This is a genomic window from Escherichia sp. E2661 (assembly GCF_004745185.1).
Taxonomy (GTDB): domain Bacteria; phylum Pseudomonadota; class Gammaproteobacteria; order Enterobacterales; family Enterobacteriaceae; genus Escherichia.
Genome location: NZ_PDIG01000001.1, coordinates 121,605 through 142,783, shown reverse-complemented (window position 1 = coordinate 142,783; position 21,179 = coordinate 121,605). Strand labels below are relative to the sequence as shown.

The 21,179-nt window shown below is 48.5% G+C and carries 18 protein-coding genes and 7 pseudogenes; 7 read left to right on the top strand and 18 right to left on the bottom strand.

Annotated features, from left to right (window positions below):
* Positions 1-47 precede the first annotated feature (47 nt).
* From potD to potA, 4 genes are read right to left on the bottom strand one after another with little or no spacing between them, the layout of a single operon-like run.
* On the bottom strand, positions 48-1,094 hold the full coding sequence (gene potD / locus CRI63_RS00815) for a spermidine/putrescine ABC transporter substrate-binding protein PotD (protein WP_130205579.1): 1,047 nt from the start codon (positions 1,092-1,094) through the stop codon (positions 48-50).
* The gene (gene potC, locus CRI63_RS00810) at positions 1,091-1,885 is read right to left on the bottom strand and encodes a spermidine/putrescine ABC transporter permease PotC (protein ID WP_000580316.1); all 795 of its coding nucleotides are present in this window, start codon (positions 1,883-1,885) and stop codon (positions 1,091-1,093) included. Before potC ends, potD begins: the two co-directional genes overlap by 4 nt.
* A complete protein-coding gene (gene potB / locus CRI63_RS00805) occupies positions 1,882-2,739 on the bottom strand; it encodes a spermidine/putrescine ABC transporter permease PotB (protein ID WP_000799401.1) in 858 nt (285 codons plus the stop codon). The genes potC and potB overlap by 4 nt, the downstream gene beginning before the upstream one ends.
* On the bottom strand, positions 2,723-3,859 hold the full coding sequence (gene potA / locus CRI63_RS00800) for a spermidine/putrescine ABC transporter ATP-binding protein PotA (RefSeq protein WP_130205581.1): 1,137 nt from the start codon (positions 3,857-3,859) through the stop codon (positions 2,723-2,725). The genes potB and potA overlap by 17 nt, the downstream gene beginning before the upstream one ends.
* A gap of 249 nt (positions 3,860-4,108) precedes the next feature.
* Here potA and pepT point away from each other — a divergent pair.
* Positions 4,109-5,336, top strand: a pseudogene (gene pepT, locus CRI63_RS00795) (peptidase T).
* Between the two features lie 48 nt (positions 5,337-5,384).
* Here pepT and roxA read toward each other — a convergent pair.
* The 8 genes and pseudogenes from roxA to rluE form a co-directional block, all read right to left on the bottom strand.
* Positions 5,385-6,506 carry a [50S ribosomal protein L16]-arginine 3-hydroxylase gene (roxA, locus tag CRI63_RS00790; protein WP_135518191.1) on the bottom strand — a complete coding sequence of 374 codons (1,122 nt, stop codon included), beginning with the start codon at positions 6,504-6,506 and terminating at the stop codon, positions 5,385-5,387.
* Positions 6,507-6,581: 75 nt separating this feature from the next.
* Complete coding sequence (phoQ, locus tag CRI63_RS00785) at positions 6,582-8,042, bottom strand: two-component system sensor histidine kinase PhoQ (RefSeq protein ID WP_135406417.1); 1,461 nt, start codon at positions 8,040-8,042, stop codon at positions 6,582-6,584.
* The gene (gene phoP, locus CRI63_RS00780; protein WP_135518189.1) at positions 8,042-8,704 is read right to left on the bottom strand and encodes a two-component system response regulator PhoP; all 663 of its coding nucleotides are present in this window, start codon (positions 8,702-8,704) and stop codon (positions 8,042-8,044) included. The genes phoQ and phoP overlap by 1 nt, the downstream gene beginning before the upstream one ends.
* A gap of 173 nt (positions 8,705-8,877) precedes the next feature.
* Positions 8,878-10,247, bottom strand: a pseudogene (purB, locus tag CRI63_RS00775) (adenylosuccinate lyase).
* Between the two features lie 3 nt (positions 10,248-10,250).
* Positions 10,251-10,893, bottom strand: a pseudogene (hflD, locus tag CRI63_RS00770) (high frequency lysogenization protein HflD).
* A gap of 35 nt (positions 10,894-10,928) precedes the next feature.
* Positions 10,929-12,035, bottom strand: coding sequence for a tRNA 2-thiouridine(34) synthase MnmA (gene mnmA, locus CRI63_RS00765; protein WP_130222859.1), 1,107 nt, complete (start codon positions 12,033-12,035; stop codon positions 10,929-10,931).
* A gap of 53 nt (positions 12,036-12,088) precedes the next feature.
* Positions 12,089-12,550: a phosphatase NudJ gene (gene nudJ / locus CRI63_RS00760; protein WP_135518187.1), complete on the bottom strand. Its 462-nt coding sequence runs from the start codon at positions 12,548-12,550 to the stop codon at positions 12,089-12,091.
* 9 nt (positions 12,551-12,559) lie between these two features.
* Positions 12,560-13,213 (bottom strand): 23S rRNA pseudouridine(2457) synthase RluE, encoded by a 654-nt coding sequence (rluE, locus tag CRI63_RS00755; protein ID WP_135518185.1) that lies wholly within the window; start codon positions 13,211-13,213, stop codon positions 12,560-12,562.
* Positions 13,214-13,384: 171 nt separating this feature from the next.
* Between rluE and icd the strand changes: the two genes are divergently transcribed.
* The 3 genes from icd to CRI63_RS00740 all read left to right on the top strand — a co-directional run bounded on the left by icd (position 13,385) and on the right by CRI63_RS00740 (position 15,612).
* A complete protein-coding gene (gene icd, locus CRI63_RS00750) occupies positions 13,385-14,635 on the top strand; it encodes an NADP-dependent isocitrate dehydrogenase (protein WP_059235815.1) in 1,251 nt (416 codons plus the stop codon).
* Positions 14,636-14,765: 130 nt separating this feature from the next.
* Positions 14,766-15,035, top strand: coding sequence for a hypothetical protein (locus tag CRI63_RS00745; protein ID WP_135518183.1), 270 nt, complete (start codon positions 14,766-14,768; stop codon positions 15,033-15,035).
* Between the two features lie 28 nt (positions 15,036-15,063).
* On the top strand, positions 15,064-15,612 hold the full coding sequence (locus CRI63_RS00740; protein WP_135518181.1) for a hypothetical protein: 549 nt from the start codon (positions 15,064-15,066) through the stop codon (positions 15,610-15,612).
* A gap of 66 nt (positions 15,613-15,678) precedes the next feature.
* On the opposite strand, the pseudogene CRI63_RS00735 reads toward CRI63_RS00740, so the two are convergent.
* The 4 genes and pseudogenes from CRI63_RS00735 to CRI63_RS24170 all read right to left on the bottom strand — a co-directional run bounded on the left by CRI63_RS00735 (position 15,679) and on the right by CRI63_RS24170 (position 18,538).
* Positions 15,679-16,720: pseudogene (locus CRI63_RS00735) on the bottom strand (IS481 family transposase).
* A gap of 94 nt (positions 16,721-16,814) precedes the next feature.
* Positions 16,815-17,962: pseudogene (locus CRI63_RS24075) on the bottom strand (site-specific integrase).
* Positions 17,943-18,188, bottom strand: a complete 246-nt coding sequence (locus CRI63_RS00720) for an excisionase-like protein from lambdoid prophage 14 (protein WP_000939946.1) — start codon at positions 18,186-18,188, stop codon at positions 17,943-17,945. The pseudogene CRI63_RS24075 and the gene CRI63_RS00720 overlap by 20 nt, the downstream one beginning before the upstream one ends.
* 30 nt (positions 18,189-18,218) lie before the next feature.
* Positions 18,219-18,538: pseudogene (locus CRI63_RS24170) on the bottom strand (hypothetical protein).
* Positions 18,539-18,681: 143 nt separating this feature from the next.
* Between CRI63_RS24170 and CRI63_RS00705 the strand changes: the two are divergent.
* Entirely contained in the window at positions 18,682-19,116 is a 435-nt protein-coding gene (locus tag CRI63_RS00705; RefSeq protein WP_000016389.1) for a hypothetical protein, read from the top strand.
* On the opposite strand, the gene CRI63_RS00700 is transcribed toward CRI63_RS00705, so the two are convergent.
* Positions 19,088-19,294 (bottom strand): hypothetical protein, encoded by a 207-nt coding sequence (locus CRI63_RS00700; RefSeq protein ID WP_000549621.1) that lies wholly within the window; start codon positions 19,292-19,294, stop codon positions 19,088-19,090. The two genes, CRI63_RS00705 and CRI63_RS00700, sit on opposite strands and share 29 nt — an antisense overlap.
* 234 nt (positions 19,295-19,528) lie before the next feature.
* Positions 19,529-20,203, bottom strand: coding sequence for a LexA family transcriptional repressor (locus CRI63_RS00695; protein ID WP_000848748.1), 675 nt, complete (start codon positions 20,201-20,203; stop codon positions 19,529-19,531).
* Between the two features lie 90 nt (positions 20,204-20,293).
* Between CRI63_RS00695 and CRI63_RS00690 the strand changes: the two genes are divergently transcribed.
* Together CRI63_RS00690 and ymfL are read left to right on the top strand one after the other, a co-directional pair.
* Entirely contained in the window at positions 20,294-20,494 is a 201-nt protein-coding gene (locus CRI63_RS00690; RefSeq protein WP_000649477.1) for a YdaS family helix-turn-helix protein, read from the top strand.
* A gap of 43 nt (positions 20,495-20,537) precedes the next feature.
* Positions 20,538-21,096 (top strand): annotated as a pseudogene (gene ymfL, locus CRI63_RS00685) (protein YmfL).
* The last annotated feature ends 83 nt before the right edge of the window (positions 21,097-21,179 follow it).

Below are 21,179 nucleotides of genomic sequence, written 5' to 3'. Positions count from 1 at the left end.
CTTGCTAAATAAAAAACGGGCGGTAATACCACCGCCCGTTTGCTGAATTAACGTCCTGCTTTCAGCTTCTGATAATACTCTTCATAAATGCTGCTGGCTGGGCCAACGTCACTCTGCCATTCGCCATTTTTAATGGTTTCAGCATCCGGGTAGAGCGTCTTGTCGTTCGCTATTTCCGGGCTTAACAGTTTGCGCGCGGCGAGGTTTGGTGTTGGATAACCGATAGTTTCGGCAACCTGTTTTGCCACATCCGGGCGCAGCAGGAAGTTGATCAGTTTCAGCGCGCCTTCTTTGTTTTTGGCATTTGCCGGGATCGCCAGGCTGTCCATCCAGAAAATGCCGCCTTCTTTCGGCCATACCACGTCAATTGGCGTACCCGCCTGGCGAGCAACGAAAGCAGAGCCGTTCCAGATCATGCCGAGGTTAACTTCGCCTTCCATGTACGGGTTTGCCGGGTTATCGGAGTTAAACGCCGCGACGTTTGGCATCAGTTTTTTCAGCTCGTTATACGCAGCTTCAATCTCTTTCGGATCGGTGGTATTACCGGAGTAGCCAAGCTTACGCAGCGCCATCTGGAATACTTCACGGGCATCGTCGGTCAGCAGCAGGCTGCCTTTGTACTCAGGCTTCCACAGATCGGCCCAGCTGGTGACAGATTTCGGATCCACCGCATCACCGTTAACGCCAATCGCCGTCGCACCCCAGATATACGGAATGGAGTAGTCGTTATTCGGATCAAACGGCTTGTTGAGCATTTCTGGATCGAGGTTGCCAAAGTTTGTTAACTTCGACTTGTCGATCTTCTGGATCATCCCTTCTTTACGCATTTTATCAACGTAATAGGTTGAAGGAACCACCAAATCATAGGCACCGTCTTTGTATGTTTTCAGCTTGGCGTACATGGTTTCGTTCGACTCGTAAGTCGAATAGATAACCTTAATACCGGTTTCTTTGGTGAACTGTTCAAGCAGTCCAGGCGGTACGTACTCGGTCCAGTTGTAGAAATACAGTGTGTTGTTGTCATCAGCGTGAGCGGCGCTCATGCCCAGTGCCAGAGCACCCGCCGCGAGCAGGTGGCGTGACCATTTTTTCATTTAACGTCCCCTGTGTTACCTTTCGTTTTATCACGAGCAATAAGCTGGCTGGCAATAACCATCACCAGCGACAGCACCAGTAATATGGTTGCCAGCGCGTTAACTTCCGGCGATACGCCGACTTTGACCATCGAATAAATTTTTAACGGCAGAATTTCATAACTCGGCCCGGTGACAAACGAAGAAACCACCACATCGTCCATCGACAGGGTAAAGCTTAACACCCAACCCGCCGCCACCGCTGGCATTGCCAGTGGCAGGATGATTTTTCGCAGAATGGTAAATTCACTGGCACCGAGATCTTTCGCCGCTTCCAGCATTCGCACGTCAAAACCTTTCAGGCGCGAATACACCGTCACCACCACAAACGGCAGGCAGAAGGTGATATGCGAGAACAGCAGCGACCAGAAGCCAAGCTGAATACCCAGCAGCATAAACAGCACCAGCAGAGAAATCGCCATCACGATATCTGGCGACATCATCACCACAAACAGCATTCCGCTAACGAACGGCTTACCACGAAAGCGATAGCGGTACAGCGCAACTGCCGTCAGTGAACCGATAAGCGTGGCAAACGTCGCCGAAAACACCGCCATCGTCAGTGAATGCTGCGCTGCCTGTAACAGGCTGTCGTTGTTCATCAGCAGGCTATACCATTTGGTGGTAAAACCCTGCCAGTTGATGCCAAAGCGCGAACTGTTGAAGGAGTTCACAATCAAAATAATGATTGGGATATACAGGTACGCGTAGATAGCGGTCATAAAACCGCCGCGAAGCAGTCGACCGATCATTCGAGTTCCACCTTCTTATTCAGCAAACGAGAAGCACGCCAGTAAACCAGCAACATCAGGCCCATTACGATAGTCAGCGTAATGCTGGTAGCTGCACCAAACGGCCAGTCACGAATATTAAGGAACTGGACCTTGATGACGTTACCGATCAGCAGGTTTTTCGCTCCGCCCATCAGGTCGGACACATAGAACAGGCCCATCGCTGGCAGCATCACCAGCAGACATCCGGCAATAATTCCCGGCATCGTCAGTGGAATAATGATGCGGATAAAAGTCTGTAACTTGCTGGCACCGAGATCGCGCGCCGCCTCAAGCAACGGCTTATCCAGTTTTTCGATACTGGAGTACAGCGGCATCACCATAAACGGCAGCAGAATGTAAACCAGACCGATAATCACGGCACTGGGCGTGAACATGATACGAATTGGTGTGTCGATAACGCCCAGCCAGAGCAAAAACTCGTTGAGATAGCCTTTGGTACTGAGGAAAATTTTCAGCCCGTAGATGCGAATCAGTGAGTTGGTCCAGAAGGGAACAATCAGCAGAAACAGCAGTAGCGGACGCACCTTGTGTGGCAGCTTTGCCAGAAACCAGGCAAACGGGTAGCCCAGCACCAGGCAGGCGAGGGTGGCGATCAGCGCCATATTCAGCGAGTGCAATAGCACTTCAAAATAGAGCGGATCGAGCAGACGCGTGTAGTTATCCAGCGTAAAGACCATTTTGACAAAACTGGCGTCGTCGCGGGTCAAAAAGCTGGTGCCAATGATCATCAGGTTGGGCAGAAAGACAAACAACACAAGCCAACCGACAATAGTGACAATCACTACATTCTGGAACTTACTTGTGTTCTTCATCAGCCAGTACGACCTCCCAGCTTTCTACCCAATTAATGGCCATTTTTTGGTCGAGAGAGTGGTCAAAGTCAGGATCGTCTTCATTGAAGAATTCGCTGACCATCACCATCTTGCCATTTTCCAGTTCAACAACCGACTCCAGCGTCATGCCTTTGTAGTTACGCTCGCGAACGTAACCAATCAGCCCTTCAGCATGGTTGTCGTCGTTAATCTCTTCAACACGTAAGTCTTCCGGGCGCAGCAGAACATGCAGTTTTTGCCCCGGTTCAACGGCGAAGTTAACGTAGATATTACACTCGCGACCTTCAACGTTAGCCCGTACGCGCTGCTCGTCGAGTCGCTCGATCACCGTGGCGTTGAACATATTGATCTCGCCAATGAATCCGGCAACAAATAAATTCTTCGGCTCTTCGTAAATTTCGCGCGGTGTACCATCCTGCTCAATACGACCCTCGCGCATCACCACAATCCTGTCTGACATGGTGAGCGCTTCTTCCTGATCGTGAGTGACAAAGACGAAGGTAATACCAAGCTTACGCTGTAACGCTTTCAGCTCGTTCTGCATTTGCTTGCGCAGTTTGTAATCCAGCGCCGAGAGCGACTCATCAAGCAGCAGCAGGCGAGGCTTGTTAACCACTGCGCGGGCAATGGCGACGCGTTGCTGTTGACCGCCTGAGAGTTGATGCGGTTTGCGTTGAGCGAAGCTTTCCAGTTGCACCATCCGCAAAGCTTCCATCACGCGAGGCGTAATTTCAGCAGCAGGGGTTTTTTGCATACGCAAACCAAAGGCCACATTTTCGAATACGGTCATGTGGGGGAATAGCGCGTAGCTTTGGAAAACGGTGTTCACATAGCGGTTTTCCGCCGGAACGTGGGTGATGTCCTCGTTATCCAGCATGATGCGTCCAGAATCAACAGTTTCCAGACCCGCAATCAGGCGAAGAACGGTTGTTTTACCGCAGCCAGAAGGGCCAAGCAGCGTGAGGAACTCGCCATTGTTGATAGTCAGATCCAGCTGGGGAATGACCTCTTTACCATCAAAGCATTTGCGAATTCCCGCCAATTGCACCAGCGGTGAAAGCGAACTCGGTTGTTTATTCAATTTTTTACTCTGTCCCATGTAAACGCAACGGATGGCTTACCGAAGCGGGGTTTGTGGTTAACCACCTTGGTGACTCTTAAAGAGGGCCGTAATTCTACGGCAAACTACTTGGATCGCCAATCCTTGTTGTGAATTACTGGCTTAGCTTTATATTCATTAAGGTAATGTTGATAAATATTCCCGATTGCAGGGGTAAAAGTGACCTGACGCAATATTTGTCTTTTCCTGCTTCTTAATAATGTTGTCACGAAAAGTGAGGGTGACTACATGGATAAACTACTTGAGCGTTTTTTTGAACTACGTGTCTCTCGATACCCAATCAAAAGCGGGGGTGAGACAAGTTCCCAGCACGGAAGGCCAGTGGAAATTATTGCATCTGCTGAAAGATCAGCTGGAAGAAATGGGTCTTATCAATGTGACCTTAAGTGAGAAAGGAACGTTGATGGCGACGCTACCGGCTAACGTTCCTGGCGATATTCCGGCGATTGGCTTTATTTCTCATGTGGATACCTCACCGGATTGCAGCGGTAAAAATGTGAACCCGCAGATTGTTGAAAACTATCGCGGCGGCGACATTGCGTTGGGCGTCGGCGACGAAGTCCTGTCACCGGTCATGTTCCCGGTACTGCATCAACTGCTGGGACAGACGCTGATCACCACTGACGGTAAAACATTGTTGGGTGCTGACGACAAAGCGGGTATTGCAGAAATCATGACCGCGCTGGCGGTATTGCAGCAGAAAAATATTCCGCATGGCGATATTCGTGTTGCCTTTACGCCAGATGAAGAAGTGGGTAAAGGGGCGAAACATTTTGATGTTGAAGCCTTTGATGCCCGCTGGGCTTACACCGTAGATGGTGGTGGCGTAGGTGAACTGGAGTTTGAAAACTTCAACGCTGCTTCGGTGAATATCAAAATCGTCGGCAACAATGTTCACCCGGGTACGGCAAAAGGTGTGATGGTGAATGCGCTGTCGCTGGCGGCACGCATTCATGCGGAAGTACCGGCAGATGAAAGCCCGGAAGCTACGGAAGGTTATGAAGGTTTCTATCACCTGACAAGCATGAAAGGCACTGTTGAACGCGCCGATATGCACTACATCATCCGTGATTTCGACCGTAAACAGTTTGAAGCGCGTAAACGTAAAATGATGGAAATTGCCAAGAAAGTGGGCAAAGGGTTACACCCGGATTGCTACATTGAACTGGTGATTGAAGACAGTTACTACAACATGCGCGAGAAAGTCGTTGAGCATCCGCATATTCTTGATATTGCCCAGCAGGCGATGCGCGATTGCGATATTGAACCAGACCTGAAACCGATCCGTGGTGGTACTGACGGTGCGCAGTTGTCGTTTATGGGATTACCGTGCCCGAATCTGTTTACCGGCGGTTATAACTATCATGGCAAACATGAGTTTGTCACTCTGGAAGGAATGGAAAAAGCGGTGCAAGTGATTGTGCGTATTGCCGAGTTAACGGCGAAACGGAAGTAAGCGAAATTGGATGCGGCATATGATGCCGCATCCGGCTTCAATTCAAATTTACCCTTCGAAGAACCAATACCCGCTATTGACCAGCGCCGCGAGCATCGCGAGGAATGACGGATCTTCCAGTGCGTCGCCAAAATTCTCAGCGGTCAGTGCAATATTGCTGGCGAGTGCCTCCAGCGCCGGACGGTGCGGGGAATCAATTTTCTCACCATTGGCATAAACATCGTCGCCGATGCGCAATACGCGCAGACCACCCAGGCGCACCAGCACATCACCTTGTTTCAGCGCATCGTAGATTTCATCTGGCTGATAAGGCGGCTCCGGCGGCGCGATATCCAGTTCATGACGTGACTGGGATATAAACTCGCCAAACCATTGCTTAAAGTGTTCCGGCTGGTTGATCAATTCGAGCATCATCTCACGCAGTTTATCCATCTCCTGCGGCAGAACGTCCGCAGGATGAGCGCGAGGTGGAACATCCGGATCGCTGTAGTAGTTGCCGCCCAGTTCACGTTGCAGCACGTAATCGGCAAATCCGCTGATCAGTTCCCGCGTATTCGGCGCACGAAAACCAACGGAATAGTTCATCGCATTTTCCAGCGCGTAGCCTTCGTGCGGGAACCCTGGCGGAATATAAAGAATATCGCCTGGCTCCAGCTCTTCATCAATAATCGCTTCAAACGGATCAACCTGTAACAGATCCGGGTGAGGGCAGTGCTGCCTCATGTGCAGTTTTTCACCTACCCGCCAGCGACGGCGACCTGTACCCTGAATAATAAACACATCGTACTGATCGAGATGCGGACCGACGCCGCCTCCAGGCACGGAAAACGAGATCATCAGGTCGTCAATGCGCCAGTCCGGTAATTCACGGAACGGACGCATCAGCGCGGCGGCCGGTTCATGCCAGTGATCAACCGCCTGGACCAGCAATGACCAGTTGGTTTCGCCCAGATGGTCGTAGCTTTCGAATGGCCCGTGACTGACCTGCCATTTGCCATCCTGATGACTGACCAGCCGACTGTCGACTTCACTTTCCATCGCCAGGCCCGCCAGCTCGTCGGGAGAAATAGGATCAATAAAATTATTAAAGCCGCGTTTTAACACCACGGGACGTTTCTGCCAGTGGCGTTTAAGAAAATCGGGCCAATTAAGGGTGAGTTGGTATTCCATATTAAGCGTCCATAGGCGGGTATCTGCAACCGATTATAACGGATGCATACTGTAATGCGTGAACAAAGGACATATTTATTCATCTTTTGGCAAGGAATGCTGGCGACCAAAAATCACCTCCATTCGCGCACCGCCGAGCATGCTCTCTCCGGCAATGATTCTTCCGTCGTACTGTTCAGTAATTTCACGAGCGACCGCCAGCCCCACGCCTTGCCCGGGGCGTAAGGTATCAACACGCTGACCACGGTCGAAAATCACCTCACGCTTGCTTTGCGGGATCCCCGGCCCATCATCTTCGACCACGATGTAGAGATGTTTGTCAGTTTGCCTTGCGGAGATTTCGACAAACTCGAGGCAATACTTACAGGCGTTATCCAGTACATTGCCCATTACCTCAACAAAATCGTTCTGCTCGCCGACAAAACTAATTTCTGGCGAGATATCGAGGGAAATATTGACGCCTTTACGCTGATAAACTTTATTCAGTGCCGATGTGAGATTGTCCAACAACGGGGCCACTGGATGTAGTTCGCGGCTAAGTAATGTCCCGCCGCGCATACTGGCTCGGTGTAGGTAGTAACCAATTTGTTGCGAGATACGGCTAATTTGTTCCAGCATCACCGGTTCCGCCTCACTGACGTTCATCTTTTCACTTCGCAAAGAACGTAGCGTACTTTGTAGCACCGCCAGAGGCGTTTTCAGGCTGTGAGTCAGGTCAGTGAGCGTAGTGCGGTATTTGTCGTAACGCTCACGCTCGCTTTTTAAAAGTCGGTTCAGGTTACCCACCAGGCTGGTAAGTTCTCTCGTTGTTGTAGGGTTGAGCAGTTCACGGTGGTGTTCTTCCAGTTCGCGGACTTCTCGCGCCAGGGCTTCAATAGGGCGTAAGCTCCACCAGGCGGCGATCCACAGTAACGGGATCACTAACAACAGGTTAGCCAGGAGTACATAGAGAAACCAGCTCCATACCGTATAGGAACTTTTAAGCTCTACGGGAATGGTATCGACCACCACAATGGTGAGTTTTGGCATTCGCGCCGTTGCCGGATAGACATTAACGGCTACCGAGTGGGTCATTTCTGCATCGTCGTCGTCTTCCCGAACTTCCTGCAACTGCTGCTGAATAGAGAGATCGTTACTCAGTAGCAGGCTGGTATCGTTCACGTCAGCCTCTATTTCGTGAAAACCATTGGATTTCAGCCAGTCAGGCTGGATCATTTTCATCAGCCAGGGAACGTCACGCTGCGCCCACAATAGTTTGCCGTTCTCGTCATAAATCAGAGACATCGTGGGACTTTGCTTGTCGATATTTTCCGGCAGTTCAACGTGTAGCTTATTGTTTTCCCATTTCGCCAGTGTATAGAATAAATTGCTCTCGCCGCGTAACAGACGAAACGTCGTTTTATCGAAACTAACGCTATAACCGATCAGGGCAACCATACCGTAGGAAAGTGAAAGCACCAGTACTACTGCGGCCGTCGCCAACAGAAAACGTACCCGCAGCGAGAGCGGGAAAAAAACACGCAGTAATTTTTTCATCAGCGCAATTCGAAAAGATAACCCTGGCCGCGAACGGTGGTAATCACCTCGTGCGGGTATTGCGCCTGAATTTTTTTGCGCAGCCTGCCCATCAGAACATCAATGGTATGACTTTCCCGCAGTTCGGCATCCGGGTAGAGCTGTAACATCAATGAATCTTTACTGACCACTTTGCCGTTGTTACGGATCAAGGTTTCCATAATGGTGTATTCAAATGCGGTCAGTTTGATGACTTCGTCACTAATGGATAATTCGCGACGGGAGAGATCAACCTGAAACGGCGGCAGCGAAATAACCTGTGAAGCCAGGCCGCTATTACGCCGCATTAATGCCTGCATCCGTGCCATCACTTCTTCAATATGAAAGGGTTTAGTCACGTAATCGTCAGCACCGGCGCTTAATACTTCGACTTTGTCCTGCCAGCTTTCACGGGCGGTTAAAACCAGAATTGGCAGTGAAACATCATTACTACGCCAGCGACGGATCAGCGACAAACCATCTTCGTCAGGCAAACCGAGATCGACAATCGCAATATCCGGTAAATGTTCGTTGAGATAATAATCGGCTTCTTTGGCATCTTCTGCGTCATCGACCTGATGACCAGCGTCCTGAATCTGAACTTTAAGATGGTGACGTAACAACGCATTGTCTTCGACAACCAGTTACGCCGCATTTTTATTTCTCCCTGTCTTAATTATAAAAATAGTGTAACGCGATTATGTGGTTGTGGGGGTAAACATTAAATAAACCAGTGGGGAAGGGAGGTGTAAATAGAAACGCGGATTATCTTAATAAACAGGCCGGACGGTATCACCATCCGGCACTGATACGAGGCTTATTTCAGCTCATCAACCATAGTGATGGCACGACCAATATAGTTAGCCGGCGTCATCGCTTTCAGGCGTGCTTTTTCTTCTTCTGGCAGCGCCAGACCGTCGATAAATTGCTTCATGCCTTCGGCGTCAACGCGTTTACCGCGAGTCAGCTCTTTCAGCTTCTCGTATGGCTTCTCAATCCCGTAACGGCGCATTACCGTCTGGATCGGTTCAGCCAACACTTCCCAGTTGTGATCCAGTTCATCCAGTAGATGATCACGGTTCACTTCCAGTTTGCTCACACCTTTCAGGGTGGACTGGTAAGCAATCAGCGCATAACCGATACCCACGCCGAGGTTACGCAGCACGGTGGAGTCGGTCAGGTCACGCTGCCAGCGGGAAACCGGCAGTTTGCTTGCCAGGTGCTGCAATACCGCGTTGGAAAGCCCCAGATTGCCTTCGGAGTTTTCGAAGTCGATCGGGTTAACTTTATGCGGCATGGTGGAAGAACCAATCTCACCAGCGATGGTTTTCTGTTTGAAGTGGTTAAGGGCGATATAACCCCAGACGTCACGGTCGAAGTCGATAAGAATGGTGTTAAAGCGCGCAACGCAATCAAACAGCTCGGCGATGTAGTCGTGCGGTTCGATCTGGGTTGTGTACGGGTTCCACTGAATACCCAGTGAGGTGACGAACTCTTCGCTGAACTGATGCCAGTCAACTTCCGGGTAAGCGGCGATGTGGGCGTTATAGTTACCGACCGCGCCGTTGATTTTGCCGAGGATCTCCACCTGATTAAGCTGGCGGTACTGGCGCTCCATACGGTAGGCGACGTTAGCCATCTCTTTACCGATGGTTGACGGCGTGGCTGGCTGACCGTGGGTACGGGACAGCAGCGGGATATCGCGATACTGAACGGCGAGATCTTTAATGCCGTCAATCAGTTGACGCCAGTATGGCAGGATCACTTCATCACGCGCAGTTTTCAGCATCAACGCGTGGGAGAGGTTATTGATATCTTCCGAAGTACAGGCAAAGTGAATGAATTCAGAAACCGCGTGCAGTTCCGGGATCTCCGCCACTTTTTCTTTCAGGAAATACTCAACCGCTTTAACGTCGTGGTTAGTGGTACGCTCGATGGTTTTGATTCGCGATGCATCTTCTTCACTGAAATTAGCGACGATTGCATCAAGGTAACCGATTGCGTCGGCAGCAAAAGCAGGAACTTCCTTGATCGCTGCGTGCGCGGCCAGTTTTTGCAGCAACGTACTTCAACTTGTACACGGAATTTCAGCAAACCGTATTCGCTGAAAATCCCGCGCAGCGCGCTGACTTTATCGCCGTAGCGTCCATCGACAGGGGAAACGGCGGTCAGTGAGGATAATTCCATAGATCACAACTCCGGGGTTAAATGAGCAAGAATTTGTTTTGCCTGAGTGGTCAGGCGATTACGAGAAAACATCAGTTGCAGACGTCCGCCGCCGACCTGGTGCCAGAGCACGGCGGCGCGAATGCCTGCCAGCAGGGTTGCGCGAACTTTCGCCTGCACCTGTGGGCTTTGCAGTACGGCAGGGGAGCCGGTGACCTGAATGCGCGGGCCAAGCGGGCTAATCACATCAACATAGATAGCAGCCATCGCGCTCATCAGCGTTTCGGACTGTAAATCGAAGTGTTCGAGCTGGCGTTGCAGGCCGTTGATCCGGTTGCCCAGAGTGTCGAGCGCACCTTTCGCTGAGGAAAGTTTGCGCTCAAGCACCATCAGGCTTAGCGTGTAGCGGGTTAGCTCAGCGTTTAAGCCCTGACGACTGCTGGCATTGTAGCACGCCGAGCAGGGTTTCCAGCCCGACGCGCAGGTTGGCTTCGCTACCGCCAAAAACCGCCAGCGTCGAGCTGGGGTTCATATCAATAATACTGTTGAGTGAGACGTGTAGCGCATCGGCATCACAATGCCCCTGGTGAGCGAGTTGTTGCACCAGGCGTGCCGACTGACAAATACCGGCCAGGGCGAGGGTGATGTCATAGTAATTCTTTGCCACGTTCACTGCTTCCTTGTTGTAATTAAAGACAATAATCAGACCGGCAGCGGCAGACGCTGCTCAATGATACCGCCACCGAGGCACACTTCACCGTTATAGAAGACGGCAGACTGGCCCGGCGTCACGGCGGCAACGGGCTCATCGAAAATCACTTCAATGCGATCATCGTCCAGAGCCTTGACGGTGCACGGAATGTCGGTCTGGCGATAGCGGGTTTTTACCGTGCAACGCATAGTGCCGGTGAACGGTTCGCGATCGACCCAGTGCAGCTGCTGGGCAATCAGACCGACAGACATCAGACGCGGGTGTTCATGGCCCTGCGCAACAATCAGAATGTTGTTTTCGACGTCTTTATCGACCACATACCACGGTTCTTCGGTGCCTTCTTTGGTGCCACCGATACCCAGACCTTTACGCTGACCGAGGGTGTGATACATCAGCCCCTGGTGCTCACCAATTTCATCGCCATCGACGGTAATGATTTTGCCCGGTTGCGCCGGGAGATAACGGCCCAGGAACTCGCGGAATTTACGTTCGCCAATGAAGCAAATGCCGGTAGAGTCTTTTTTCTTCGCGGTGACCAGACCGAGATCTTCAGCAATCTTACGCACCTGCGGTTTTTCCAGTTCGCCGACCGGGAACAGGCTTTGCGCAATCTGCTCATGGCCGAGCGTATAAAGGAAGTAGCTCTGGTCTTTATTGCTGTCCAGACCACGCAGCAGGCGGCTCTTGCCATCGACATCTGCCCGACGCACGTAATGACCGGTAGCGATATAATCGGCACCTAAATCTTCGGCGGCAAATTCGAGGAAGGCTTTAAATTTGATCTCTTTGTTGCACAGAATATCCGGATTCGGCGTGCGACCGGCTTTATATTCAGCAAGGAACAGTTCGAAGACGTTATCCCAGTATTCGGCAGCAAAGTTGACGGTGTGCAGTTCAATGCCGAGCTTATCGCAGACCGCCTGGGCATCAGCCAGATCCGCTGCCGCTGTGCAATATTCCTCACCGTCGTCTTCTTCCCAGTTCTTCATAAACAAGCCTTCGACCTGATATCCCTGTTGTTGCAACAGCCAGGCAGAAACGGAGGAATCGACACCGCCGGACATGCCGACGATCACTTTTTTTGCGGTTTCAGACATTGGATTACTCACGACATTGAACTTCAAGGCGGCGTATTCTATCACGCAGCCTTTTAGATGACACCCTTTGTAAAAGGCCAGTTAAAATCGCCAATCATCTCCAGCGGATAGCGTTGCCCGCTTTGATAACAACGAATACTTTCCGCCACCAGCGGCGAACGCAAATTTGACGCCTGTAAAAGTTCTTCGGCGCTGACCCAACGGCAGCAGTCGATATCGCTGTCATGAGGCTGGGTCGGGCATATTTGCTCAAGCTCAATGGCAAACAGGAAACGCAAAAACGGCGTTTTATCTGGCGCAATCCACTGATGCATGCGGATAAAGTGTTGCGGTCGCGCGCTGATGCCGGTTTCTTCCCACAGCTCACGCGCAGCCGCTTCCACTAGCGTCTCATCCGCTTCCAGATGTCCCGCCGGTTGGTTCCATAACGCTTTACCGTTAATTGTCTCTTCAACAACTAAAAATTTGCCTTCTGCGTGTACCACGCAGGCGACGGTAACGTGCGGTTTAAACATTGTGCATCCTTATTCTGTTGCTTCTCGCCATTCGCCGTTAGCGAGATTATCCAGTGTGTAATTGCCCATGGCATAACGAATCAGTCGCAGCGTAGGGAAACCGACATGGGCAGTCATGCGGCGCACCTGGCGATTACGTCCTTCATATAAAGTAATCTTCAGCCAGCTGGTGGGAATACTTTTACGTTCACGAATTGGCGGATTACGTGGCCATAACCACTCTGGTTCTGCAACCAGCTCCACGCCTGCGGGCAGGGTAGGACCATCATTTAAGGTTACGCCATTGCGCAACGCTTCAAGAGCGTCTTGTGTGGGAATGCCTTCCACCTGCACATAATAGATTTTCCCGGTGCGTTTGCCCGGCTGAGTTAAACGTGCCTGTAGTGCACCATTATTGGTCAGCACTAATAACCCTTCGCTATCTCTGTCAAGACGACCTGCCGCATAAACGCCCTGAACCGGGATGAATTCTTTTAATGTTTTGCGCCCGGCTTCATCGGTGAACTGTGGCAGGACATCGTAAGGTTTATTGAACAGGATCACACGCGTGGGCTGGTTTTCTGGCTTGCGTTTGTTAGTGCGTTGCGAGCTGAATCGCTTAACCTGGTGATTTCTAAAAGAAGTTTTTTGCATGGTATTTTCAGAGATTATGAATTGCCGCATTATAGCCTAATAACGCGCATCTTTCATGACGGCAAACAATAGGGTAGTATTGACAAGCCAATTACAAATCATTAACAAAAAATTGCTCTAAAGCATCCGTATCGCAGGACGCAAACGCATATGCAACGTGGTGGCAGACGAGCAAACCAGTAGCGCTCGAAGGAGAGGTGAATGGAAAGTAAAGTAGTTGTTCCGGCACAAGGCAAGAAGATCACCCTGCAAAACGGCAAACTCAACGTTCCTGAAAATCCGATTATCCCTTACATTGAAGGTGATGGAATCGGTGTAGATGTAACCCCAGCCATGCTGAAAGTGGTCGACGCTGCAGTCGAGAAAGCCTATAAAGGCGAGCGTAAAATCTCCTGGATGGAAATTTACACCGGTGAAAAATCCACACAGGTTTATGGTCAGGATGTCTGGCTGCCTGCTGAAACCCTTGATCTGATTCGTGAATATCGCGTTGCTATTAAAGGCCCGCTGACCACTCCGGTTGGGGGCGGTATTCGCTCTCTGAACGTTGCCCTACGCCAGGAACTGGATCTTTACATCTGCCTGCGTCCGGTACGTTACTATCAGGGCACTCCAAGCCCGGTTAAACACCCTGAACTGACCGATATGGTTATCTTCCGTGAAAACTCGGAAGACATTTATGCAGGTATCGAATGGAAAGCAGACTCTGCCGACGCTGAGAAAGTAATTAAATTCCTGCGTGAAGAGATGGGCGTGAAGAAAATTCGCTTCCCGGAACATTGCGGTATCGGTATTAAGCCGTGTTCTGAAGAAGGCACCAAACGTCTGGTTCGTGCAGCGATCGAATACGCAATTGCTAACGATCGTGACTCTGTGACCCTGGTGCACAAAGGCAACATCATGAAGTTCACCGAAGGCGCGTTTAAAGACTGGGGCTACCAGCTGGCGCGTGAAGAGTTTGGCGGTGAACTGATTGACGGTGGCCCGTGGCTGAAAGTTAAAAACCCGAATACCGGCAAAGAGATCGTCATTAAAGACGTGATTGCTGACGCATTCCTGCAACAGATCCTGCTGCGTCCGGCTGAATATGATGTTATCGCCTGTATGAACCTGAACGGTGACTACATTTCTGACGCCCTGGCAGCGCAGGTTGGCGGTATCGGTATCGCCCCTGGCGCAAACATCGGTGACGAATGCGCCCTGTTTGAAGCTACCCACGGAACTGCGCCGAAATATGCCGGTCAGGACAAAGTTAACCCAGGCTCTATCATCCTTTCCGCTGAGATGATGCTGCGCCATATGGGCTGGATTGAAGCCGCAGACCTGATTGTTAAAGGTATGGAAGGCGCAATCAACGCGAAGACCGTAACCTATGACTTCGAACGTCTGATGGAAGGCGCTAAGCTGCTGAAATGTTCAGAGTTTGGTGACGCGATCATCGAAAACATGTAGTATCCGCATGTGTTAAAAACTGTAACGGGCGTATTATACGCCCGTTGTTTTATGTTAGCAGGCTAATGGTTATCAAAATTTTATCAAAATAAGTTATCAAAACGTTAAATTGTAACATTCTGGGATTAGTATGTTAGAAAATTTTTTGAGCAGGCTCGAAGAAAGAAAATATAAAAAAGCACAACAAGAAGCTATAGCGGCATTTCAGATTGGAGCCAAAGATGAGGCCGGTTATACAATAAGCCATATATTTGCTAAAAGTGATGAGTTTATTGTTTACGATGCAGCAGAGTTACCTTCGCATGAATCGATTAGAATTTATATAAAAACTAAAAAGGATGATGATACAACTTTAATAGATAACTATAATAAAGTTAAAAAAATATTTAGATGGTTTTAAATCTCATTGCTATAAGTATAAATGTGGAGTGGAGTATAAAAGACGCGCCGCAACAGCCTTAGCTCATGGTATTTATGGGGATACTGATGAGGCTATCAGGAAATTTAATGATATTAACAGTGAAATAATAAAAGATCATGAAGAATCTGTCCGGGCTAGATTATGCTATCAAATCGGAGCGTTTACACCTGTTATAGTATTGTCAGTAATTCTATTATTTATTTATCTGTTTAGAGATGCTGTTTTTTTTGTAAAAAACCCCCTGTTTCTAACCTTACCTGTTTGTTTATTTTGGGCTTCTTTAGGGGGATATCTTTCTGTTTCACTAACCATAAAAAACACAGATCGAGAAAAATCTTTAAAGAGAAGAATCTATTATTTTTATGGTGTAGAAAGATGTTTAATTGCTTTAGTGGCTGGTGTCATTTGTTATGCTATAATAAAAAGCGGATTAGTTCTTGATTTACTAAACAAAGAAGACAATAAATATGTGTTGTTTATAATATATTTACTTTCTGGGTTTAGCGAGACACTTATTCCAAATGCGCTTAAAAGTATTGAGCGAAAGATAGACTAAATGTAAATTGTATTAGCTCAGACCTGATCTGACAGTTACCGGTTATTTATACAGGTATCTGTCAGATTACATCTGGCTTAAATTTTTCTCGGCCCAGATGCGCTTTCCATCAAGTAACGTTTCCATTGGCGTCCGCCCATTGCACATTTTTCCCTGATGGGTTCGCTCATTATTATAGTGAGCCAGCCATTCATCAAGATCCGACTGTAATGTATCAAGATCGCCGTACAGTTTTTTACGGAACGTTACCTGATAAAATTCGTTCAGGATTGTTTTATGGAACCGCTCGCAGATGCCGTTGGTCTGCGGGGACATCGCCTTTGTTTTCGTGTGTTCTATATCGTTTATTGCCAGATAAAGCTGATAATCATGCTGCTCTACTTTGCCACAGTACTCCGTGCCTCTGTCGGTCAGTATTCTCAGTATCGGCAGGCCCTGAGACGCATAAAACGGCAGTACACGATCATTCAGTAAGTCAGCCGCGGTAATCGGTGTTTTGGTGACGTAAAGCTTACAGTGAGCCACTTTCGAGTACGTATCAACGAACGTCTGCTGATAAATACGCCCGGCACCTTTCAGGTTGCCTACATAGAACGTGTCCTGCGAACCCAGATATCCCGGATGAGCCGTTTCGATTTCGCCACAGGCCTCGTCATCACTGGCTTTACGCTCTAGTGCTGCGATCTGGCTGTCAGTTAACTCAATGCCATCACGGGCTACTTTTTCTTCCAGTGCTTTCGGACGTTTTTTGAAATTCTCAAGGTTATGGCGTAACCAGACAGAATGGACACCACTGCCGGAGATAAAAACGCCCTGTTTACGCAGCTCGTTGCTGCGTCCGGTGCTGACTGTGTGCCGGGAAAGCGACGGCGTAATCAACAACAGCCTGTTCAGTTGCCTCATCGGTACGGTTCTTAAGGTTAGGAGCGCGGCGACTACGATTAATCAGCGCATCCACACCACCTTCATCGACCAGTTCGCGGTAACGATAAAACGTATCACGCGAAACGCCCATGATTTTACAGGCTTTTGATACGTTGCTGAGTTCTTCAGCCAGATTGAGCAAACCGGTTTTGTGTTTGATAACGGGATTGGTAGTATGAAGCATGAGAGTTACCTCGTGTTTTGTATAAGGATTCGACACCCATATCAAAACCGGTAACTCTCAACCTTTCAAGGCTCAGTGTCAGATCAAGTCGCGACTAATACATGTAAATATTCATATTGTTAAAGTTACCCAATTTTTTTCCGCGGAGATCGTTATAACGATCAGTTTGTTGCTGGGTTTTATGTCCCAGCAATTTCTGAGTATCTATTCCCTGTTCTTTGTATAGCCTTTCTGACAATGAACGTTGCTCATGAAAGGTTGCTGGGGTTCCTTCACCCCAATCAATTTCAGCCAGATCCCTTGCTTTGCTAAAATTCATAGTCAGAGTATTAGCTTTTACTTGTGCCCCACGTTCTGCCTGTGAAGTTGATCTGAAAAAAATGTACTAAGTATGGACTATCTACATAGTCACGGCAGCGAGCTACAACATCGCGCAGGCTCCAGTTGATTACATTCAAACGAAGAGAAAGAGGAATGGCTATTTTGCTGCCGGTTTTTTCCTGTTCGATATGCAGATGATCATCCCAGATATCGCTGAATTTCATTTTGGATATATCTCCCAAACGTTGGCCAGTAACCAGCGCTAACAGCATGGCATTTCCCATGTAACGATGAGTGGAGTCTGCGATATCAAAAATTTTTTGCCATTCTTCCAGGCTGAGGCGTTGACGGGTGATTTTCCTTCTGGGTTGCTTCGTCGCAAGAGCAGGGTTATACCCTGGTGGAACTTCGCCATAATGCTGTGCTTCCTTAAACACATCGATTAATACAGACCTTACGACTTGGGCCATTCTAGGCTGTCCAGCTGTAATATACTCATCAAGCAATTGTGCTATATCTCTGACATCAACGGATGAGATCAACTTCATTCCTGCTCGTTCTCTGAGCAAGGATACTGGTTTGGCTTTTTGCTTATAGGTATTGAGTCTTATATCACCACTTTTTGAGCCTATCATCCTGGATCGCTTGATAGCGATCTAACCAGGTTGACGTTGTGATCGCTTTTCCTTTGCAGGTTGCGATCCTGTCACTGATAGCCAGAATCTGTCGGGTTCTTTGTTCAGCCAGGCGTGTATTGGCTTCAGTGGCAATAGCGATGGCTTCAGCTTCGTTAGTTCCCAACGCATGAAATTTCCCTGTTACTGGATGCTTATACCGCCAATAGACTTTATTTACCTTCCTACTATAAAGCGGATATAAGTTAGGTACTGAAACATTATTCTTACGCGGTCTGGCTGCCATCACTCAAGATCCGTTGCAAAAGTAATGAGTCATTTTTCTTGATTACTGGTGTTACCAACTCCCCAACTAACTCAGCGTCCTCACGCACTCGCCATAACCGACCTTGTTTCATGGCCGGTGGGCAAAATAAATTCTGCTTAGCATAACGACGCAATGTGGACACACTTGGAGGATTACTTCTGTATTTTTCAGAGGCCCATTCTTCAAGAGTTAACATTTGAAGCATATGCGATCACCTTGTTACTTCACTAACTGTTCAGTCTCTGCATATCGACCCTGCAAGGTCGGTTAGTTTCTCCACAAAACAGAGAAGAGCACCTGTGGCCACAACTATCAGGATGGATCGGGTTATGACCCCGTCATCCGGGGATACTCTTCTCTGTTTTGTAAAAAGGGCGGTACCAGCCGGAAGCAAGGGTACAAGCTGGTACCGCCAAGACTACACACAGCATAAAGTTGTGGTGCCGGGTGCCTCCCGGTGCCTGGCGAAGGTTGCACACCAGGCGGGTGGGTATCCACAGAAGGTCGACTGTCAGCCTCAACCTTAACCCGCGTGCGCTGAGCCGCATTCACCACAACGCTAAGGATTCTCTCTGGTTGAAAATACTTAGCTGTTATGTGCCTGCTTTTAGCCACATCAGGCGAGGTGGACCTGGTTATTCCCCAACAACAAGGATTCGGTTAATCTGGTTATCCCCAACAACGCAAAAGGAAAAGAAATGTCCGGTAATATCTATACGCTGTACAAATCCCACTGTGAAAATGTTGGAAAGTATCGGGGCATTGAAATCAGTGGGGTAGTGTCATCAGTCGAAATAAGCAAAGTTGAATCAAGGGCAACATTACTAACTCTTCTGGACCTTGTGTTACATGAGCACCGGAAGAAATTCGGCACTCCCTATAATCAGTTGAATGGGAAAAAGGCTCTGGTTCACCTTATTCTGATGAAGCATCACTGGATGCCAAAACAGATTAATGAGATGAAATTTGATGAACTTCTTCTTTCAATTCAGGATGAACTCACACTTGATAAAATAAGCGTAACCGCCCAGAAATTTTTAGATTATCGAGACTGGAGATCACAAATTCATCACTTTGATGATTTTGACGAAAATGAATGGGATCCTAATTTGTCTGCACAATATCTAAAGTAACATCCTGTGATAAAACCGTGATTTCCTGATCCAGTTTTTTTAAGGAGTCTATTGTTTCCTGTCGATAAGACAGCACTTCACGAAGCTGGTTTATAGCTGCCAGCTTCTTTGTCATCCACTCATAAATTTCCTCATCTGTGTAGTCAGGCGCGACGATTTTGGGTTCTGTTTTGTGCATTTCACACCTCCTCAAGTTATCAGTTACTTGTTGATGGGGACCAGATTGTTAAAGAGCTAAGCGTCCTGTAGGGCGCTTTTTTGTTGCTAACGAATCATCCTGGACTTCATATGCCCCAGGCGGCTACTTCGTGGGCGTCCTGCCTGTTTGTTGTTTCTCTTGGGTACATTATGTATCTCAAAGGTACATTGTCAAGTATAAAAAAACCTGCCGAAGCAGGTTCATAAACATTGATTAGGCTTTGATTTTGTATCTTCTTGGTTTTCCTGAGAAAATCACAGTACCAATTATAGAGCAATTACCGTTGATCTTAATGTAAGGCTCAGGCCAGTTTGGGTTTAACGCTTTGAGATAACGCTGTGTCCCATCTTCTATCAATCTTTTGAAGGTGGTTTCACCTGTATCGTGCATCAATGCAATAACGTCGTCACCGTGGCAGGCAGGTACTTCAGGATCGACAAAAATCATGTCTCCCGGGCGGTACTCATCAATCATTGAATCACCTATCACCCGCAAGATATAAGTCATTTCCCCACAGGGTACAGGGCAGGGATACGTTTCTGCTGTGCTCAAATCAACCTCAGAATATCCAACTTCTTTCCATGCTCCGGCCTGTACCCATGATATGACAGGGACTAATGTGATTTGTTTATTAGTGATTGAAACATCAGGTTTTTTTGTGATGTTCGTTGTCTGGTGTTCTTGATCGAGCCATCCGACAGGCAGGTCGAAACATTTTTCGATGTGTCGTGCCATGCTGTCACCGATATTTTTAGTAGCACCATCTCCCATAAACCTGCTGGTCTGGGTTGGCTCGCGATCAATCATAGTGGCAAAGGAAGAATTCCCGCCAACACCATCTCTCAGTTTTCTGGCGTTAGACCGCCGGATGTCATGGATTGTTTTCATAACGAAATTAAAACCCTTGTACCGTTAAGGTACAAGTATCTTGAAGGTTCATTTCAATCATGTAATATGTACACCGGAGGTACATATTGTATGAAAGCGTATTGGGACTCTTTAACCAAAGAACAGCAGGGCGAGTTGGCCGGAAAAGTTGGCTCAACACCTGGCTACTTACGGCTGGTTTTCAATGGCTATAAAAAAGCCAGTTTTGTGCTGGCTAAAAAACTTGAGCAATGCACGTCAGGTGCAATTACGAAATCTGACTTAAGACCGGATATCTATCCGAAAGATTAGCAGAACACTTTCAATTTTTAACCACAGAACGATGAGGCTAATCGTGGGTAAGCATCACTGGAAAATAGAAAAACAGCCTGAGTGGTACGTGAAAGCTGTCAGAAAAACTATCGCGGCGTTGCCGGGTGGTTACGCTGAAGCGGCTGACTGGCTCGATGTAACAGAAAACGCTTTATTCAACCGCCTTCGTGCAGATGGCGATCAGATTTTCCCGCTGGGATGGGCAATGGTTTTACAGCGTGCTGGTGGCACTCACTTCATTGCTGATGCTGTGGCGCAGTCTGCAAATGGCGTCTTTGTGTCTCTTCCTGACGTCGAGGATGTGGACAACGCCGATATCAACCAACGCCTGCTGGAGGTCATTGAACAGATCGGCAGTTATTCAAAACAGATTCGTTCAGCAATTGAAGACGGTGTAGTGGAACCGCATGAGAAGACAGCAATTAACGATGAGCTGTACCTCTCAATTTCGAAGCTGCAGGAGCATGCAGCACTGGTCTACAAAAATCTTTTGCGTTTCAGAAAGTAGTGACGCCCGCGAGTGTGCAGCTCCGGGCGTCGTGGCGTCGATTGCTTCTGGTTGTGGAGAAACTAACGCATGAACAGTTTAACAACACACTACCGTCGCTCGCAACTGATTGCGCTTCCGGTTCCGGGTGGAAAAGCGAAGGTGGAGTATTGCTAT

Excerpts from the sequence above, each read along its gene's own strand:
- CRI63_RS00745 (WP_135518183.1), top strand. The coding sequence starts at position 14,766 with ATGTTAGAAAATTTTTTGAGCAGGCTCGAAGAAAGAAAATATAAAAAA.
- potD (WP_130205579.1), bottom strand. The coding sequence starts at position 1,094 with ATGAAAAAATGGTCACGCCACCTGCTCGCGGCGGGTGCTCTGGCACTG.
- mnmA (WP_130222859.1), bottom strand. The coding sequence starts at position 12,035 with ATGTCTGAAACCGCAAAAAAAGTGATCGTCGGCATGTCCGGCGGTGTC.
- icd (WP_059235815.1), top strand. The coding sequence starts at position 13,385 with ATGGAAAGTAAAGTAGTTGTTCCGGCACAAGGCAAGAAGATCACCCTG.
- CRI63_RS00700 (WP_000549621.1), bottom strand. The coding sequence starts at position 19,294 with ATGCACAAAACAGAACCCAAAATCGTCGCGCCTGACTACACAGATGAG.
- potC (WP_000580316.1), bottom strand. The coding sequence starts at position 1,885 with ATGATCGGTCGACTGCTTCGCGGCGGTTTTATGACCGCTATCTACGCG.
- roxA (WP_135518191.1), bottom strand. The coding sequence starts at position 6,506 with ATGGAATACCAACTCACCCTTAATTGGCCCGATTTTCTTAAACGCCAC.
- potA (WP_130205581.1), bottom strand. The coding sequence starts at position 3,859 with ATGGGACAGAGTAAAAAATTGAATAAACAACCGAGTTCGCTTTCACCG.
- nudJ (WP_135518187.1), bottom strand. The coding sequence starts at position 12,550 with ATGTTTAAACCGCACGTTACCGTCGCCTGCGTGGTACACGCAGAAGGC.
- CRI63_RS00705 (WP_000016389.1), top strand. The coding sequence starts at position 18,682 with ATGTCCGGTAATATCTATACGCTGTACAAATCCCACTGTGAAAATGTT.
- potB (WP_000799401.1), bottom strand. The coding sequence starts at position 2,739 with ATGAAGAACACAAGTAAGTTCCAGAATGTAGTGATTGTCACTATTGTC.
- CRI63_RS00695 (WP_000848748.1), bottom strand. The coding sequence starts at position 20,203 with ATGAAAACAATCCATGACATCCGGCGGTCTAACGCCAGAAAACTGAGA.
- CRI63_RS00690 (WP_000649477.1), top strand. The coding sequence starts at position 20,294 with ATGAAAGCGTATTGGGACTCTTTAACCAAAGAACAGCAGGGCGAGTTG.
- CRI63_RS00720 (WP_000939946.1), bottom strand. The coding sequence starts at position 18,188 with ATGCTTCAAATGTTAACTCTTGAAGAATGGGCCTCTGAAAAATACAGA.
- phoQ (WP_135406417.1), bottom strand. The coding sequence starts at position 8,042 with ATGAAAAAATTACTGCGTGTTTTTTTCCCGCTCTCGCTGCGGGTACGT.
- rluE (WP_135518185.1), bottom strand. The coding sequence starts at position 13,213 with ATGCGGCAATTCATAATCTCTGAAAATACCATGCAAAAAACTTCTTTT.